The organism is Kitasatospora humi (genome assembly GCF_020907985.1).
Lineage (GTDB): Bacteria > Actinomycetota > Actinomycetes > Streptomycetales > Streptomycetaceae > Kitasatospora > Kitasatospora humi.
On sequence record NZ_JAJJPA010000058.1, the window covers coordinates 1 to 15,556 of the forward strand.

The window sequence follows — 15,556 nt, forward strand, 5'->3', positions numbered from 1 at the left end:
GGTCGAGGAACGGCTCGTCGACGAGCTGCGGTTCACCGGGCGCCGCGGGCCGCCGGCACCAGCTTGACCTCGTCCACGCCGAGCAGCCCGAGCAGCGGCACCTTGGCGCGCTGCTGCTCCGGGTCGACCGTCAGCCCCTGGCGGCGGATCATGTCGAGCAGCAGTTCCGCCAGCGGCATCACCATGTGGCGGCCCCAGCAGCGTTCGGAGACGTGGCCGAACGGCAGGTAGCCGGGAGCGGTGTCCGGGTCGATCGAATCCCAGCGCTCGGGGCGGAACTCCTCGGGCGCGTCCCACAGGGCCGGGTCGCGGTGCGAGAGCAGCGGCAGGACCAGCACGTCGTCGGCGGCGCCGATGCGCGCGTCGATGGCCGGGTACTCGGGGGAGGCGTAGCGCAGGAGGTTCCAGGAGGGCGGCAGCAGGCGCGCCGACTCGTGGATGATGTTCCGGTTGGAGACGCCCTCGTCGAAGGGCGCGCCGAGCCAGAGGGCGTTGGCCACCAGGGTGGAGACGGTGAAGCAGACCGGGGCGGCGGCTCGCCGGTACATTCCCATCGCATGACGGCGGCCCTGGTATCCGGTGGCGTCGGCGAACAGCCGCGCCACTCCGGTCGGCCGGTCCCCCGGGCCGGGCCGCCAGGGCAGCGCGGCGCCGGCGGCAATGACCGACCAGGTGAGTTTCGGCGTCAATTCCAGGTTGCGGCTCATCAGCAGCCGCAACCGGTAGGGGTCGTTTCCGAGAATGATGTCGCGCAGGAAGAAATGACCGGTGATCGGCCACGGACCGCTCAGGTCGACATTCTCCGGAATGGGTTTCTTCAGTGCCTCCCGGACGTCTCCCCCGATGGTCCGCATCACCGCGGAGGCCTCGGGGCGGCCGATCGAGCGGCCGTGCAGGGGCTTGAAGGTGGGGCGCTCGGTCTCGGTGGCGCGCCGGGCGGCGAGCACCCGGTCCATCACCTCGGGACCGGCGATCCCGATGGTGTCGGGCTCCAGACGGAACACGTCCTGGCCGAGGTGGTCCCGGAGCAGGGCAGCGAGACGCGGCGCGAACACGGTGGTTCGGCTCTGCGATCGGGCGGTGAGCGGCATGCGGGTCTCCGGGGCCGGCGGTGCTGAAGGTTCGTCGAAGGGTGACCGGGGGGCTCGTCCCCGCCCCGGGAGCGGGGACGATTACCACCGGCTTAGTACCAGAGGTACCAGGTGGCCTTCTTCAGGCTCTGCTTGCCGCTAATGGTGTTGCGGATCGCAAACAGCATCTTCATCTCTGTCATCTCCATCCGGATCTACTCGCAACTGAATTCGGTATTTCAGTGCGCTGGAGAGAGTGAAGCCCCCCACCAGCACCGCTGTCAACGGTTGGATCAAGAAAGATGGCCACCGGTCCGTCAGGTGTCCGGTTCATCCCATTCACTTGATGAAATCTCAAAAAATTTCCCCCACCCGTGAACCCCACAAGTGCGTCGATCCGTTTTCGCCCGACGCATTCGGGCGTGCCGAGGACTGCCCAAGCCCCGAACAGCTGGCTAGACTCCTCGCGATCAGCTGCCGGGATCGCCGCGGCAGCCGGTCGACCCACCCGCGCAGCCCGCACCACCCGGCTCCCACCGGCCGCTTCGCACCACCCAGTTCGACCACCGGCACAACCAGCCGACGTCCTTGGGGGTACCGATGAAGTTCCGCAGCAGAGCACCACTCGCCACCGCGACCGTGGCGCTCGCAATCGCCGCCGCCGTGACCGGCACACCGGCCGGCGCGGCCGACTCACCCTGGCCGCTCACCCTGGTTTCCCCCGGCGACCCGTACGCAGCTTGCGACATCAGCGGCGACGGGCCCGGCACCAACTACCCGTCGGCCGAGGACGAGCCGTACGCCGCCGCCGACCCGCGCGACCCGAACCACGTGATCGGCGTCTACCAGCAGGATCGCTGGTCCAACGGCGGTGCCAGGGGCCTGAGTTCGAGCTACTCGACGGACGGCGTGCACTTCACCCAGACCGCGTTGCCGTTCACCCACTGCGCTCCCGGCGGCCTGCCCTACCAGCGCGCCTCGGACGGCTGGGTCAGCTTCGGGTCGGACGGCACCGCCTACAGCAGCGCCCTGGTGTTCGACGCCACCGACTCCACCAACGGGGTCGCCGCCGCCACCTCCCGTGACGGCGGCCGCAGTTGGCAGCACGTCAGCAACCTGATCCAGGACACCGATCCAGCGGTCACCGACGACAAGAACTCGGTGACCGCCGACCCGGTGCACGCCGGCACCGCCTACCAGGTCTGGGACCGGATCGACCAGACCGCCACCTCCTACGACGGCCCCTCCTACATCTCCATCACCCGCGACCACGGCCGCACCTGGTCCCCCGCGCGGCCGTTCGTGGACACCTCGGCGGTGCCGTACTCGCAGACCATCGGCAATGTGATCGTGGCCGACGCGCACACCGACACGCTCTACGACTTCTTCCAGTGGATCACCGCCACCGACGCCACCGGCAACACCACCAAGGAGACCCACTTCGCCTTCGTCCGCTCCACCGACCAGGGCCGCACCTGGAGCAAGCCGGTGCCGGTGGTCGCCGACACGGCGGTCGACGAGGTGGATCCGAACGCGCCGACCGACCCGAGCAAGTCACTGCGGGCCGGCGCCGGACTGCCCAGCGTGGCCATCGACCCGCAGACCGGCGAGCTCTACCTCGCCTACGAGGGCTCGGACTTCAGCGGCGGACAGTACGACTCGATCGAGCTGGTCCACTCCACCGACGGCGGTGCCGACTGGAGCACGCCGATCCGGATCAACCAGGCCCCGGACGCCCCCGCCTTCACCCCGTCGATCGCCGTCGACCAGCACGGCACGGTCGCCGTCAGCTACTACGACCTGCGGTACCTGACGCCCGGCGACACCACCACGCTGCCCGGCGCGGCCTGGCTGCTCAGCTTCCCGCGCGGCCGGGAGAACGCGGCGGTGGAACGGCAGATCTCGCCGGTGTTCGACTGGCTGCGGGCACCGGACGCGGGTGGCCACTTCCTCGGCGACTACGAGGGCCTGATCACCGACGGCGGCCGGCTGCGCCCCATCCTGGTGACGGCCAACACCGACCCGAGCAACCCGACCGACGTGTACAGCGGGCTCCTCGATCCCGGCACCCTGCGCGCCGCGTCGATCGCGGCCGGGCCGGCGACCGTCCCGGCGGCCCCGGCGCGCCACCGCGTGTTGCGCTGACACCGCGCAGAGTCGCGGCCCCGCCCGGCGGTGCGGACCGCCGGGCGGGGTCTGCAACCGGATTGAGCAGTGCACTTGTGGGCTCACCGACCTGCCAGAGAGCGGCGGTTCCCCGGAGGATCATTAAAAACCGGGCCGCGCCGCACCGTTCGACGGCGGATGATGGAGACGTGATCTCGATCCTGTTCGCCGTACTGACCGCCCTGAGCAACGGCACCGCCTCGGTGCTGCAGCGCCGGGCCGCTGCCACCGCACCGGAGGAAGACGCCCTGCGCTTCCAGCTGCTGCGCGATCTGCTGCACAGACCGGTCTGGTTGGGCGGGATCGCGATGAGCGTGGTGGCAGCCGTCTGCCAGGCCGTGGCCCTCGCCACCGGCCCGATCGCGATCGTCCAGCCGATCTTCGTGATCGAACTGCCGTTCACCCTGGTGCTCGGCGGTCTGCTGTTCCACGGCTCGCGGTTCTCGCGGGACGTCTGGGTGGCGATAGCGGCGGTGGCCGGAGGGTTGGCGCTCTTCCTCACCGCTGCCGCGCCCAGCGGCGGCAACTCCTCGGTCTCGCCCGACTCCTGGCCGGTGGCGCTGCTGGCCACCGGGCTGTTCCTGGCCGTCACGCTCAGCATCGGGCTGAGGGTGCACGGCAACGCCCGGGCCGCCGCCCTCGGCCTGGCGGCGGCCTGCGGCTACGCGCTGACCGCGGCGCTGATGAAGGACGCGATGGCCCGGCTGGACCACGGCGCCGGGGCGCTGTTCACCGGCTGGCAGCTCTATGCGACGGCCGCGTTGGGGGTGGGCTCGCTCTTCGTGCTGCAGAACGCGCTGCAGGCCGGCTCGTTGGCCGCCTCGCAGCCGATGCTGAGCATCGGTGACGCGCTGATCAGCACCAGCTACGGTGTGACGCTCTTCGCCGAGACCCTGCGCACCGGTTGGTGGTTGATCCCGCAGGTGGTCGCGATGGGCGTGGTGCTTGCGGGTTGCATCGGCCTCTCCCGCTCCCGGCTGGCCGACGGGATGGCCGAGAACTCCAGCAAGCGAGGGGCGCCGGCCGCCGTCTGAGCCCGACTGCCGCCTCAGCCCGACCGCCGCCTCAGCCCCACCGCCGCCTGAGCCCCACCGCCGTCTGGGCCCGGCTGCCGGAGAGCACTGGCCGGCGGGAAGCACTGGCCGGGTCAGGCCAGCCGGAACTCCGCGGTGTCGCCGGCCGCCGTGTGCAGCCGCACCCGGGTGCCGACCGGAACCACCTCGTAGCGGCTCGCGGTCACCACGGCGGAGATGGTCAGCCCTTCGTCCAAGGTGATCGCGCAGTGCTGCCGGATCCGGTGCTCCAGCACCTGGGAGCGGACCACCGCGCCGATCCGGCGCACCACGCCCTCACCCGCGCTGCGCAGCTCGGCCATGTCGGTGGAGCCGCACACGGGGCAGAGCAGCCGGTAGTGCTCGGTCGGCGAGCTGCACCAGCGGCATTGGCGGTAGTGGAGCACGGTCCCGTCCTCGACGGGGGCTTCGGGGATGAGCGTCTGCTGCACGGGTCGTTCCCTCCGATTCAGCCAGTGTGCGGAGACGATATGGCACTCAGTGCCAGCGCGCAAGGCACTGAGTGCCCCTCCCGTCCGGCCAAGGCGGGCTGTCACCACGGACGCCCGATCGCGTACAGTCCGTGAGGTCGACGGTCCGTCAGGACCCGCCCGCAGCAGCCGAACAGGAGCATCCCGTGGTCACCGAGACCGGCGCCCCGCCGAAGACTCCCGTGCCCGAGCTGGATCCCGCCGAGATCGCCCGCTGGCAGGCCGGCGGCGGGGAGTTGGCAGAGCTGCTCGCCCTGGCCCGCGAGCGGGTCGGCGGTCTGGCCGCGGTCCGGCTGGGCGGCGCGCGGCCCACCGTGCTGGTCACCGAACCGCGCGCCGTCCAGCACGTGCTGGCGCAGCACGCGGATCGCTACGTCAAGCGCTCGCACCGCGCCCGGCTGCTGATCGGCGACGGCGTGCTGTCCGCCACCGGCGATGCCTGGAAGAACCAACGGCGGCTGCTGCAGTCGCAGTTCACCGGCCAGGGGATGCGCCGCTACGAGCAGCGGATCGCCGGGGCGGCCCGGGCTGCCGCCATCCGCTGGGCCGACCACGCCCGCACCGGTCGGGAGTTCGACATCGCCACCGAGATGCGCCACTTCGCCCTGGACACCATCTGGCGCTCGCTCACCGGCTTCGTGCTGGACGCTGCCACCGAGGCCGAGTTGGAGCTGGTGGGCACCGTGGTGGCCGCGCTGCCGCGGCTGCCCGACGACTCCGTCGAGGCCCACGAGGCGGTGGCCGCCTTCCTGGAGCGGATCGACGCGATCGCCCACCGCGCCATCGAGGCCGCCCGCACCGCGCCGCCCGGCCCAGACGGCCCCGGCCTGCTCCAGGTGCTGCTGGAGGCCTCGGCGGAACGGCCCGAGTACACCGACAAGCTGATCCGGGACGAGCTGGTCACCCTGATGCTGGCCGGCCACGAGACCACCGCCACCACGCTGACCTGGCTCTACCTGCTGCTCGACCGCCACCCCGAGGCCCGCGAGCAGGCGCTGGCGAGCGGCCCCGCCGGCTCCCCGGAACGCCGCGAGGCTCTCCAGGCCCTGGTCCACGAGACGCTGCGGTTCTACCCGTCCGCGTGGATCCTGCCGCGCTGGACCGCCGAGGCCGACACCGTGACGGGCTTCGCCATCGAGGCCGACACCGATCTACTGGTCTGCCCGTACCTCACCCACCGCGACCCGGCCCGCTGGCCGGAGCCGGAGCGGTTCGACCCCACCCGCTTCACCCGACCCGGCGGCCGACCGGCCGAGCAGGGCGCCTACCTGCCGTTCGGCCTCGGTCCGCGCGCCTGCCTCGGCATGCAGTTCGCGCTGCGCGAGTCGGTGGCGCTGCTCGAAGAACTGCTCCCCGCCTTCTCCGTGACCTTGTGCGGCACGCCACCGCGCGCCGCCTTCGGCTTCACCGTGCGCCCCGACGGCCCCACCCCGGCGGTCGTCACGGCCACCGCCGGCCCGACAGGATGACCGGCCGCCACGGCACGGCGTTCGCGTCGACCTGGTGGCGGCTACCGAGCGCCGGACTCGCCGCCCGCCGGGGCGCTGCCGGAACCGGTCAGAGCTCGGACAGCAGGGCCGGATTGACCCGTCCCACGATCACCGCGATGTCCACGCTCGGGGCGGCCGGCCAGAGCACCCGGCGGGCCGCCCGGTACTTGGCGGCGACTCGCTCGCGATCCGGTCGGGCCAGTTCGGCGAGCCGCTCGGGCAGCGAGTTGTGGGCATTGTCGGCGATCTTGACCAGGGTGGCCCGCGGCTTGCCCGCGATCGACCGGATCATCTCCTCGTAGGAGACCCCGGCCACGTTGGACACGGCCACCACGGTGTCCACCACCACCTCCGGCACCCCCGCCGCCCGCAGGCCCTCGGCGGTCCAGTCGGAGTCCTCCAGCACATCGTGCAGCAGCCCGGCCATCTGCGCGTGCGGTCCGAACGGGGCCAACGCGTTCCCGACGGCGCGGACGTGCTTGATGTAGGGGACGCCGGTCTTGTCCAGCTGACCGGCGTGCGCCCGCTCGGCGAGGGCGTCGACGTCGGCAACCGTCAGTGTCATGGCGGGCTCTCCTGGGTCGGCGGCTCCCGGTCGCTCGGGCGAACTCCCGGCCCCTCGACTGTAGGCCGGGCCCCGGACCGGGGACAGCACTCTATCGGCCTCGTACGGACAGGAGTTCGGCAGCGGTCGCGAGCTTGACCCGGGGCCGGCCGCTCGCGGCGCCACGCTCGCGTTCCAGCCGGTCGATGGCGCGCAGCTCGGGCAGACCGGTGGCGCCGGGGCAGCGGCGGCGAACCAGGCGGTCGAAGTCGGCCGCGCTGCGCGGTGGCGGCGGCAGCAGCCCGGCGGCCGCGTCGTCGAGCAGCGCGTCCACCGTCTCCTTGGCGCAAGCCCGGTTGGTGCCGATGCCGCCGCTCGGGCCGCGCTTGACCCAGCCCGCGACATACGTCCCGGCCGTCACCCGGCCGCCCAGGTTGGGCACCCGCCCGGTGGCCTCGTCGAAGGGCAGGCCGGGCAGCGGCACCCCGCGGAAGCCGATCGCGCGCACCACCAGTCCGGCGGGGATCAGCCCACCGGACGCCAGCCGGACGGCCTCGACCCGGCCCTGACCGAGGAACTCGGCGGGCCGGTCCAGGAACCGCAGCACGATCCGGCGGCCGGCCGGCGCGGGCCTGGTCCAGTCCACCGTCTCGACCGGCAGCCCGTGCAGCAGCGCCGACTTGCCCGGAGCCGTCCCGAGCGGCTCCTCATCGGAGGCCACCACCACACGGACGCCCGGCAGTTGGCGCAGCGCGAGGAACTCCGGTGCGGTGTAGGCGGCGTCGGCCGGGCCGCGCCGGGCGAGCAGCACCACCTCGCGCAGCGAGCCGGTGCGCAGCGCGGCCAGCGCGTGGTCGGCGATGTCGGTGCCGGCCAGCCGCTCCGGGTCGGAGAGCAGCACCCGGGCGATGTCCAGTGCGACGTTGCCGTTGCCGACCACCACCGCGCGCTCGGCGGCGAGGTCGACGGCGAAGGCCGGCACGTCCGGGTCGGCGTTGTACCAGCCGACCACTGTGCCGGCGCTCAGCACTCCGGGCAACTCCTCGCCGGGGACGCCGAGTCGACGTTCGCCGGGGGCACCCACCGCGTGCACCACGGCATGGTGGTGGGCGGCCAGGTCCGCAGCGGAGAGGTCGCGTCCGACCTCGACGTTGAGGTGCAGCCGCAGCCGCGGGTTCCGGTAGAGCTGGGCGAAGCTGTCGCCGATCCGCTTGGTGGCCTGGTGGTCGGGGGCCACTCCGTGCCGGAGCAGGCCGCCGGCCATCGGCCGCCGGTCGATCATGGTGATCTCGGCGCCGGCGGTCCGCAGCAACTCCTGGGCGGTGTAGGCCGCGGCGGGGCCGGTGCCGACCACGGCCACTCGCAGGGTGCCGAGGTCGGCCGGGACGCTGCGCGGGAAGTCCGGCTTGCCCCAGGCGTGGCTGTTCGGATTGTCCTGGTAGTACTGGCGGTTGACCTCGCCGTAGTGGACCAGTGAGCCGGCCAGCCGGTCCACCGGGAAGATCGCGTCCACCGGGCAGGCATCGGCGCAGGCGCCGCAGTCGATGCAGGCGTCCGGGTCGATGTGGAGCAGGTCGGTGTGCCCGTAGTCCGGCTCGCCGGGGGTGGGGTGGATGCAGTTGACCGGGCAGACCGAGATGCAGGTCGCATCGGTGCAGCAGTTCTGGATGATCGCGTAGGCCATGGGGGCGGTGATCCTCGGGTTGGTTCCGGCCAGGGGCTGCTGAGGCTTGACTTGGCGTCAGATCATGTGCAGCTTCTGGTAGATCCGCACTGCCGGGCGGGTGAGCAGGCCCACCTCACCGAGGAAGTGGATCAGGTGGGCGGAACTCGTGCGCATCATCGCCTTGCGGTGCGGACTGGCCTTGACCTCGGCGACGGCCCGCTCGACGTCCAGGCCGGCAGCGGCGTAGACCCGCTTGTTGACCATGCTGCCGAGGATCACGGCGGCGGCGACCGCCGTGCCCAGCGCGCTGTTGTGGCGGCGCACGGGCCCTGCGCCGCGCAGCCGTTCGCGGATCTCCTGGCGGGCGAACTTCATGTGCCTGGACTCCTCGACCACGTGGATCCGCGAGGCGCTCCGCACGATCGGCAGCACGTCCTCGCCGCGCATCCAGTCACGCTGCATCACGTCGAGCACCTCTTCGGCCACCAGGATGCCGCCGTAGGCGAGTTCGCCGCCGGCCAGGGTCTTGAATGCGCGCGCGGCCTCGGCGACCGGCCGGCTGGGCAGGTAGGCCGGGGCGCCCATCTTCTCGCAGGCACGGGCGAACATGATGGAGTGGCGGCACTCGTCGGCGATCTCGGTGAGGGCGAACCGGAACTCCGCACCGGCGTGGTCCTTGAGGTACTGGTCGCGCAGCACCATCTGCTGGAGGATCATCTCGAACCAGATGCCGGTGCTCATGATCGAGCAGACCTCGTGCCGGGTCAGCGTGATCCGCTGCTCCTGGGTCATCTCGCGCCACAGCGGGGTGCCGTAGAGGGTGCTCCACTCGGGGTTGAGTCCGTAGTGGTCGGGCGAGAGCGGGGCGTCCCAGTCGATCTCCACCGCCGGGTCGTAGGAGAGCTGCGCGGCCGAGTCCAGCAGCCGCTGCGAGACGTCCTCGTCGGCAGTCGTGTGGCCGAGTCTGCTCGTCGCCGTTCCGGTCCTCGCCATGACCGTCCTCCGATTGCCGCCGCCACCGTGCCTTATTAGACGCAATGTACAATAAGAATCGGGCCCCGACCAGACCCGTGCACGGCACAGAAGCAGCAGTGGGGTCGCGCCTCCCGCTCCACACCCGCTCCCCCGGCTAACGTGAGGGCCACCGCCGCCGAGGACGAAGGCAGATGTCCGCGCTCACCCTGCTCCCCGACCAGCTGCGCGAGCTGCTGCACCCGCTCCCGCCCGACCAGGCCGAGCGGCTGATCGACCAGCCACCGATACTGGCGGAGCTGACGAAGCGTCAGACCTTCGACGACGGCTGGGTCTTCGAGCGGAAGCTGGACGGCATCCGGGCGCTGGCCCTGCGTCTCGACGACCAGGTGTGGCTGCGCTCGCGCACCGGCAAGTCGCTGAACGCCTCCTACCCGGAGCTGGTCGCCGCCCTGCTCGCCCAGCCGTGCCGGGCCTTCGTGGTCGACGGCGAGATCACCGCGATGCGCGGCGACCGCACCGACTTCGCCCTGCTGCAGCAGCGGATGGGCCTGACCGAGGTGCGTGCCATCGCCCGCACCGGAGTGGCCGTGGTGCTGCACCTCTTCGATCTGCTCTGGCTGGACGGCGCCGACACCACCCGACTGCCACTGCGCGGCCGCAAGACGCTGCTGCGCCGGGCCATCGACTTCACCGAACCGCTCCGCTACACCCCGCACCGCACCGGGGACGCCGTCGCGCTGCTCGCCGAGGCCTGCGCCCAGGGCTGGGAGGGGCTGATCGCCAAGGCGGCCGAGGGCCGGTACCGGTCCGGGCGCACCGACGGCTGGCTGAAGCTCAAGTGCCTGCGGGCCCAGGAGTTCGTGGTCGGCGCCTTCACCGAGCCGACCAGCGGCGGCCGCTCCGGGTTCGGCGCGCTGCTGCTCGGCTACTACCAGGGCGACGCGTTGCGCTACGCGGGCAAGGTCGGCACCGGCTTCGACCGCCGCACCCTGGAGGCGCTGCGGACCTTCTTCGACTCCACCGCCCGCCCCGAGTCGCCGTTCCAACCGGCGCCGCGCGAGCCGCGCGTGCACTGGGTCGAGCCGCTACTGGTGGTGCAGGTCGCCTTCACCGAGTGGACCAGCGGCGGCGTGCTGCGCCAGCCGCGCTACCTGGGAGTCCGCGGCGACAAGAAGCCCACCGAGGTGATCCGCGAAGAGCCGACCGAGTGACGGCGCGTGACCACCGCCGGACGCCGGCGTTGCACCGTGCGGCACCTTTCCCGTCTTCCTCCTCCATTCCTCTTCCCCCGTCTTCTTCCAACGTCTTCCTCACCCGTCTTCGGAGGCCCCGATGCGCACCACCGCCCGCCTGACCACCGCCGCCGCCCTGCTGGCCGCCGCCCTGCTCGCGGCGGTCGGCCCGGCCACCGCCACGACCGACGACCCGGCGCCGTCCAAGCAGGGCCACCCCTACAGCATCCCGGTCGGCGGCATCACCGACCTCGGTGACCTGACCAAGCTGGCCAACCTCGGCACCGACTTCGCGGGGCTGCTGGGCCGCTGACGGCTGCCGGACCAGGCGGCCCGCTCCGCCGATCGCCCGCGGCGCGCCCGCTCCGCCGATCGGGCGCTTGATCCGCCCGGCCGCCGCGATCTGCGCGCCCGGCCGGGCCGGTGCGGCCATGCTGGACGCAACACCGGGCGGCGAAGTGAGGGCGAGCATGACGATGGCGAGCGCCAGGCTGCTGATCGACGGCTTCGAGCGCGTTCAGGAGGCGGTGACCGAGGTGCTGGACGGCCTCAGCCCCGAGCAGCTGTCCTGGCGGGGTCCGGACGGCCACACCAATTCCATCGGCTGGCTGGTCTGGCACCTCACCCGGGTGCAGGACGTGCAGGTGTCGGACGTCGCCGACCTGCCCGAGGTGTGGCGCGCCCAGGACTGGCAGCGCCGGTTCGCCCTGCCCTACCGGGCCGACGCCACCGGCTACGGCGCCTCCAGCGCCCAGGTGGACAAGTTCTCCGCGACCGCCGAGCAGTTGGCCGGCTATTACGAGGCCACCCATCTGCAGACCGTGGACTACCTCGGCAGGCTGCACGAGCGCGACTACGCGCGGATCGTGGACGCGATGTGGGAGCCACCGGTGACCTTGGGCGCCCGGCTGATCAGCACCCTGGCGGACGACCTCCAGCACGTCGGTCAGGCCGCCCTGGTGCGCGGCTGCCTGACCCGCAGCTGAACGGGAGCGTCGACCGGGCAGCCGGCGGCGAGCGGGACGCGTCGACCGGGCCGCCGGCGGCGAGCGGGACGCGTCGACCCGGCAGCCGGCGGCGAGCGGATCGCCAGGATCGCCGCCGACGTGCCTGACACCCCATCGGTCACCTTCAGCGCAGCGGCCGACAAAGCGGCCGACAAGCGGTGCTGCTGCGGGCCGGGCGACCGGCCCGACCGGCTGTGCTACCCGAGGCCCGGGAGCAGGTTCCCGGTGGTGCTGGTGGTCGGCTGCTGGCCGCCGGCAGTCTGCTGCTGGCGCCCGAGCAGCCCATCCAGCGGCAGGGGCAGCAGGTGATTGCCCGTGAAGTTCGGGGTGGTGCCGTCGCCGAGCGACTCGGCGGCATGGGCACTGGGCGCGGCCAGGGAGGCGGCGACGCCGACGGCGAGCGAGGTGACGGCAAGCATGCAGCGCTTCTTCATGCCGGGTTCAACGCGCGAGCGGCGCAGAGGATACGCACATATTTGCTTCACAAAGCTCTCACCTGTTCCGTCGGCGAATCCCTGACCCCGCACCCTGCCGAGCGGCGGATCCCCGCGTTCCGCGGTCAGCCACTTCACTGGGCCCCGGGGCCGCCGACCCTACGCTGCGGAATCGATCCCCAGCTCCGCGTGACGGTCATTATCAGTCGCCGGTCGATTACGCCAACGGTTCACCCTCACACAGTCTTCACGGGATTGACCTTGGCGGAGTTCGGCTCGCTCGGCAGAATCTGTCCAGCTCATGCCGAAGGTCGGCAGCCGTCGGGGGGCTACGAACTGGTCAGGAGAACCACTGTGAAGTTCCACTCCCTCCAGCGCGACGGCGATCTTGCCACGACGGCTCCGCCGGCCGTCGACTGGTCTGCCGCAGGCCCTCAACTGCCTGAGCCCGGGCAGCTCCTGACGCGACGTCAAATAGAGCTGATCCGATCGGTCCGCGCCGCGGTGGAACCCTGTGCCGCCGATCTGCCGCGGTTCTTCTACGCGACCCTGTTCGAGCGCCACCCCGGCGTCCGTGAGCTCTTCCCGGCCCAACTGGACGTCCAGCAGGACCGTTTGCTGCGCGCGCTGCTCCTGATCGTCGAACTCGTCGACGACCCGCGTCACCTGGCGGAGTTCTGCGCGAACCTGGGCCGCGACCACCGGAAGTTCGGCACCGTCACCGAGCACTACGGCGCGGTCGGCGAGTGCCTGCTCGCCACCCTGGAGCACTTCGCCGGTCCGGCCTGGACCCCTGAGGCGGCCGCCGCCTGGGTCGCCGCCTACAACACCGCCGCCCAGGCCATGGACTCGGCCGCCATCGAGGACGCCAGGCACCGGCCCGCGGTCTGGAACGCCACGGTGGTCGGCCACCGCCGCCGGGCCGGCGACCTCGCCGAGATCACCGTCCGGACCGACCAGCCCTATCCGTACACCGGCGGGCAGTTCGTCAGCATGGACACCCCCTGGTGGCCCAAGACCTGGCGCTACTACTCCCCCGCCAACGCGCCGCGCCCCGACGGCACCATCACCTTCCAGGTGCGCGCGGTCACCGGCGGCCGGGTCAGCAACGCCCTGGTGCGGCGCGCCGTGGTCGGCGACGTGGTCAGACTGGGGCCGCCCTTGGGCGAGTTGATGCTGGACCCGACGCTGCCGCGCAAGGTGCTCTGCGTGGCCGGCGGCACTGGCCTGGCCCCGATCCGGGCGCTGATCGAGCAAGCGGTGCTGGACGGTTCGCGGCGGCCGATCGACCTGTTCGTGGGCGCCCGCACCCTGGAGGAGCTCTACGACCTGGACGACCTCTACCAACTCGCCCAGCGCCACCCCTGGCTCGCGGTTCGCGCCGCGGTGGCCGACGAGCAGACCGCCGACAGCGGCATGCAACTGCTCACCGCGCTTGCTCAGCACGGACCCTGGCCGCACCACGACGCCTACCTGGCCGGCCCGGCCCCGATGGTCGTCAGCGCCGCCCGGGTGCTGCGCCGCGGCGGCATCCCGCTGGAGCGCCTCTTCCACGACCCGTTCGTCTCCCTCGACGAGGTGGATCAACCGTGACCCGTCCCGGCACCGACTCGGGCGTGCGCTTCGGTTCGGCCGGCGAGCACCAGTTGCAGCAGCGCCTGGGCACCGAGGAGCGGGCCGCCCAGTTCTACCAGCGGCAGGTGCGCCCCTGCCTCACCCAGCAGATGCGGGAGTTCATCGCCCGCCAGACCATGGTGTTCCTCGCCACCGCCGACGGGCACGGCGCCTGCGACGCCAGCTTCCGGGGCGGCCCGCCCGGATTCGTGCAGGTGCTGGACGACCACACCCTCGCCTACCCCGAGTACCGCGGCAACGGAGTGATGGCGAGCGCCGGGAACATCACCGAGAACCCCCATCTCGGCCTGCTCTTCGTGGACTTCAGCGGCGACCGGATAGGCCTGCACATCAACGGCACCGCGCACCTGCGCCCCGACGACGCGCTGCGCACCGCCTATCCGCAACTGCCGCAGGAGACCGCGCCCGGCCGGCGCGCGGAGCTGTGGGTGCACCTGTCGGTGGACGAGGCCTACATCCACTGCTCCAAGCACATCCCGCACCTGCTGCCGGCACCGCAGGGCACCAAGCTCCGGCCCCAACGCCCCAAGGACCCCGACTACTTCACCGGTTCCGCGGTGGTCCCGCAGCCGCCCGCCGCGGAGCACGCCCGGGCCGAGCCCGAGCCGGCCCGGCCCGAGCCGCAGCAGCCGGAACACGGCCAGGTGCCGCTGCCGCGCACCCCGTCCTGGGCCCGGCGCCCGGCCGCGGTCGCCCGCGAGGGCTGGCGCCAGATGCGCGGACGGTAGGGCGGGGACGAGCGGGAGCTCAGCCAGGAGCGGCGGATCAGAGGCCGGGTAGCGCGTCCTGGTCGACGTCGTGCCGCCGCACCGGGTCGGTCCCCGGGCGGCAGCCCGGCCCGTAGCGCAGCAGGCGGGACTCCGGGTCGTGCAGCGGGCGACCGCAGGCGCGGCAGGTCACGCGGACGGCGAGCCGCTCCGGCTCCTCGACGGGCAGCGGCGGCTCGGGGGCGGGTCGGCTGGTCATGGCGGCGAGCCTACCCAGGCCCAGGGGCGGCACCAGAGGGAGCAGGGCCCTCAGAGCTCCCGACCTCGTTCGCTGAACCGAACGGCGTCGGGACCGCCATCACTTACGGGGCAGGGCGGCGGTCACGGCGGGGCGGTGGTCGGGCCGGTCAGGTGCAGCCGCTCCTCCGCCTGGTTGTGCAGCAGCAGCACCGAGCGCACCGGACCGTCCAGGGCCGTGTAGGAGTGCGGCATCGCCGCGTCGAACCCCACGTAGTCGCCGGGCCCCAGCTCCACCTCGCTCCCGCCGATCCGCACGCCGAGCCGACCGCTCTGGACCACGGTGTGCTCGGTGCCGATGTGGCCGCGGGACTCCTGCGTGCAACCGGCCCGGACCTGCTGGTCGTAGATCTCGAACACCGAGTCGCCGGACTCGATCCGCCGCAGCGGGCGCAGTTCGACGCCCTCGCCGCTGAGGACCTCGACGTCGGCGGCGCGGACCACCGTCGCCCCGGTACCGGGCCCGCCCTCCAGCAGGTCGGAGATCGGCACCTGCAGCACGCGCGAGAGGCCGAACACCGTCTCGATGGTGGGGTTGCCGGTGCCCGACTCCACCTGCGAGAGCGTGGCCTTGCCGATCTTCGACCGGCGGGAGAGCTCGGAGAGCGACAGCCCGCGCTCGGTCCTCACCCGCTTCAGATTGGCGGCCAGCACATCCCGGACCGATCCCTCCGCGACGCTCACGCTTCCTCTTCTCTCCCACTGTCGTTCGGGATACCGTACGGACCGTGTCAGTGGGACGAGATCATAATGCCGATCGCCCCCTCGAAGGCGGCGGGCCACCGCCGAC

General features: G+C 72.3%; 17 protein-coding genes. 8 read left to right on the top strand and 9 right to left on the bottom strand.

Features of this window, described 5'->3' with window-relative positions; genetic code table 11:
• Nucleotides 1-32 precede the first annotated feature (32 nt).
• A complete protein-coding gene (locus LN042_RS31975; RefSeq protein ID WP_230054936.1) occupies nt 33-1,091 on the bottom strand; it encodes a cytochrome P450 in 1,059 nt (352 codons plus the stop codon).
• A gap of 92 nt (nt 1,092-1,183) precedes the next feature.
• A complete protein-coding gene (locus LN042_RS38150; protein WP_372495856.1) occupies nt 1,184-1,279 on the bottom strand; it encodes a tryptorubin family RiPP precursor in 96 nt (31 codons plus the stop codon).
• Between the two features lie 391 nt (nt 1,280-1,670).
• On the opposite strand from LN042_RS38150, the gene LN042_RS31980 reads away from it, so the two are divergent.
• Nucleotides 1,671-3,215, top strand: coding sequence for a glycoside hydrolase (locus LN042_RS31980; protein ID WP_230054937.1), 1,545 nt, complete (start codon nt 1,671-1,673; stop codon nt 3,213-3,215).
• Nucleotides 3,216-3,385: 170 nt separating this feature from the next.
• On the top strand, nt 3,386-4,270 hold the full coding sequence (locus LN042_RS31985; RefSeq protein ID WP_230054938.1) for a DMT family transporter: 885 nt from the start codon (nt 3,386-3,388) through the stop codon (nt 4,268-4,270).
• Between the two features lie 113 nt (nt 4,271-4,383).
• Here LN042_RS31985 and LN042_RS31990 read toward each other — a convergent pair whose 3' ends face one another.
• Nucleotides 4,384-4,740, bottom strand: coding sequence for a PhlB family protein (locus LN042_RS31990; protein WP_230054939.1), 357 nt, complete (start codon nt 4,738-4,740; stop codon nt 4,384-4,386).
• A gap of 185 nt (nt 4,741-4,925) precedes the next feature.
• Here LN042_RS31990 and LN042_RS31995 point away from each other — a divergent pair, with 185 nt between their 5' ends.
• On the top strand, nt 4,926-6,248 hold the full coding sequence (locus LN042_RS31995; protein ID WP_230054940.1) for a cytochrome P450: 1,323 nt from the start codon (nt 4,926-4,928) through the stop codon (nt 6,246-6,248).
• An 88-nt stretch (nt 6,249-6,336) separates the two neighbouring features.
• Here the strand turns inward: LN042_RS31995 and LN042_RS32000 are convergent, their stop codons facing one another.
• The 3 genes from LN042_RS32000 to LN042_RS32010 form a co-directional block, all read right to left on the bottom strand.
• Nucleotides 6,337-6,834, bottom strand: a complete 498-nt coding sequence (locus LN042_RS32000; protein ID WP_230054941.1) for an HD domain-containing protein — start codon at nt 6,832-6,834, stop codon at nt 6,337-6,339.
• Between the two features lie 91 nt (nt 6,835-6,925).
• The gene (locus LN042_RS32005) at nt 6,926-8,497 is read right to left on the bottom strand and encodes an FAD-dependent oxidoreductase (protein ID WP_230054942.1); all 1,572 of its coding nucleotides are present in this window, start codon (nt 8,495-8,497) and stop codon (nt 6,926-6,928) included.
• A gap of 57 nt (nt 8,498-8,554) precedes the next feature.
• Nucleotides 8,555-9,472, bottom strand: a complete 918-nt coding sequence (locus LN042_RS32010) for an AurF N-oxygenase family protein (protein WP_230054943.1) — start codon at nt 9,470-9,472, stop codon at nt 8,555-8,557.
• A gap of 173 nt (nt 9,473-9,645) precedes the next feature.
• On the opposite strand from LN042_RS32010, the gene ligD reads away from it, so the two are divergent.
• The 3 genes from ligD to LN042_RS32025 all read left to right on the top strand — a co-directional run bounded on the left by ligD (nt 9,646) and on the right by LN042_RS32025 (nt 11,672).
• Nucleotides 9,646-10,665, top strand: a complete 1,020-nt coding sequence (gene ligD, locus LN042_RS32015) for a non-homologous end-joining DNA ligase (RefSeq protein WP_230054944.1) — start codon at nt 9,646-9,648, stop codon at nt 10,663-10,665.
• Between the two features lie 121 nt (nt 10,666-10,786).
• Nucleotides 10,787-10,999, top strand: coding sequence for a hypothetical protein (locus LN042_RS32020; protein WP_230054945.1), 213 nt, complete (start codon nt 10,787-10,789; stop codon nt 10,997-10,999).
• Between the two features lie 157 nt (nt 11,000-11,156).
• Nucleotides 11,157-11,672 carry a mycothiol transferase gene (locus LN042_RS32025; protein WP_308191899.1) on the top strand — a complete coding sequence of 172 codons (516 nt, stop codon included), beginning with the start codon at nt 11,157-11,159 and terminating at the stop codon, nt 11,670-11,672.
• A 218-nt stretch (nt 11,673-11,890) separates the two neighbouring features.
• Here the strand turns inward: LN042_RS32025 and LN042_RS32030 are convergent, their stop codons facing one another.
• Complete coding sequence (locus LN042_RS32030; protein WP_230054946.1) at nt 11,891-12,112, bottom strand: hypothetical protein; 222 nt, start codon at nt 12,110-12,112, stop codon at nt 11,891-11,893.
• A gap of 369 nt (nt 12,113-12,481) precedes the next feature.
• Between LN042_RS32030 and LN042_RS32035 the strand changes: the two genes are divergently transcribed.
• Entirely contained in the window at nt 12,482-13,720 is a 1,239-nt protein-coding gene (locus LN042_RS32035) for a globin domain-containing protein (protein ID WP_230054947.1), read from the top strand.
• The gene (locus tag LN042_RS32040; RefSeq protein ID WP_230054948.1) at nt 13,717-14,490 is read left to right on the top strand and encodes a pyridoxamine 5'-phosphate oxidase family protein; all 774 of its coding nucleotides are present in this window, start codon (nt 13,717-13,719) and stop codon (nt 14,488-14,490) included. The genes LN042_RS32035 and LN042_RS32040 overlap by 4 nt, the downstream gene beginning before the upstream one ends.
• Nucleotides 14,491-14,527: 37 nt before the next feature.
• Here the strand turns inward: LN042_RS32040 and LN042_RS32045 are convergent, their stop codons facing one another.
• Nucleotides 14,528-14,728 carry a DUF6011 domain-containing protein gene (locus LN042_RS32045; RefSeq protein ID WP_230054949.1) on the bottom strand — a complete coding sequence of 67 codons (201 nt, stop codon included), beginning with the start codon at nt 14,726-14,728 and terminating at the stop codon, nt 14,528-14,530.
• 122 nt (nt 14,729-14,850) lie between these two features.
• Nucleotides 14,851-15,450, bottom strand: coding sequence for a helix-turn-helix domain-containing protein (locus LN042_RS32050; RefSeq protein WP_230054950.1), 600 nt, complete (start codon nt 15,448-15,450; stop codon nt 14,851-14,853).
• Between the last annotated feature and the right edge of the window lie 106 nt (nt 15,451-15,556).

Excerpts from the sequence above, each read along its gene's own strand:
- LN042_RS31975 (WP_230054936.1), bottom strand. The coding sequence starts at position 1,091 with ATGCCGCTCACCGCCCGATCGCAGAGCCGAACCACCGTGTTCGCGCCG.
- LN042_RS38150 (WP_372495856.1), bottom strand. The coding sequence starts at position 1,279 with ATGGAGATGACAGAGATGAAGATGCTGTTTGCGATCCGCAACACCATT.
- LN042_RS31980 (WP_230054937.1), top strand. The coding sequence starts at position 1,671 with ATGAAGTTCCGCAGCAGAGCACCACTCGCCACCGCGACCGTGGCGCTC.
- LN042_RS32000 (WP_230054941.1), bottom strand. The coding sequence starts at position 6,834 with ATGACACTGACGGTTGCCGACGTCGACGCCCTCGCCGAGCGGGCGCAC.
- LN042_RS32005 (WP_230054942.1), bottom strand. The coding sequence starts at position 8,497 with ATGGCCTACGCGATCATCCAGAACTGCTGCACCGATGCGACCTGCATC.
- LN042_RS32010 (WP_230054943.1), bottom strand. The coding sequence starts at position 9,472 with ATGGCGAGGACCGGAACGGCGACGAGCAGACTCGGCCACACGACTGCC.
- ligD (WP_230054944.1), top strand. The coding sequence starts at position 9,646 with ATGTCCGCGCTCACCCTGCTCCCCGACCAGCTGCGCGAGCTGCTGCAC.
- LN042_RS32020 (WP_230054945.1), top strand. The coding sequence starts at position 10,787 with ATGCGCACCACCGCCCGCCTGACCACCGCCGCCGCCCTGCTGGCCGCC.
- LN042_RS32025 (WP_308191899.1), top strand. The coding sequence starts at position 11,157 with ATGACGATGGCGAGCGCCAGGCTGCTGATCGACGGCTTCGAGCGCGTT.
- LN042_RS32030 (WP_230054946.1), bottom strand. The coding sequence starts at position 12,112 with ATGCTTGCCGTCACCTCGCTCGCCGTCGGCGTCGCCGCCTCCCTGGCC.
- LN042_RS32045 (WP_230054949.1), bottom strand. The coding sequence starts at position 14,728 with ATGACCAGCCGACCCGCCCCCGAGCCGCCGCTGCCCGTCGAGGAGCCG.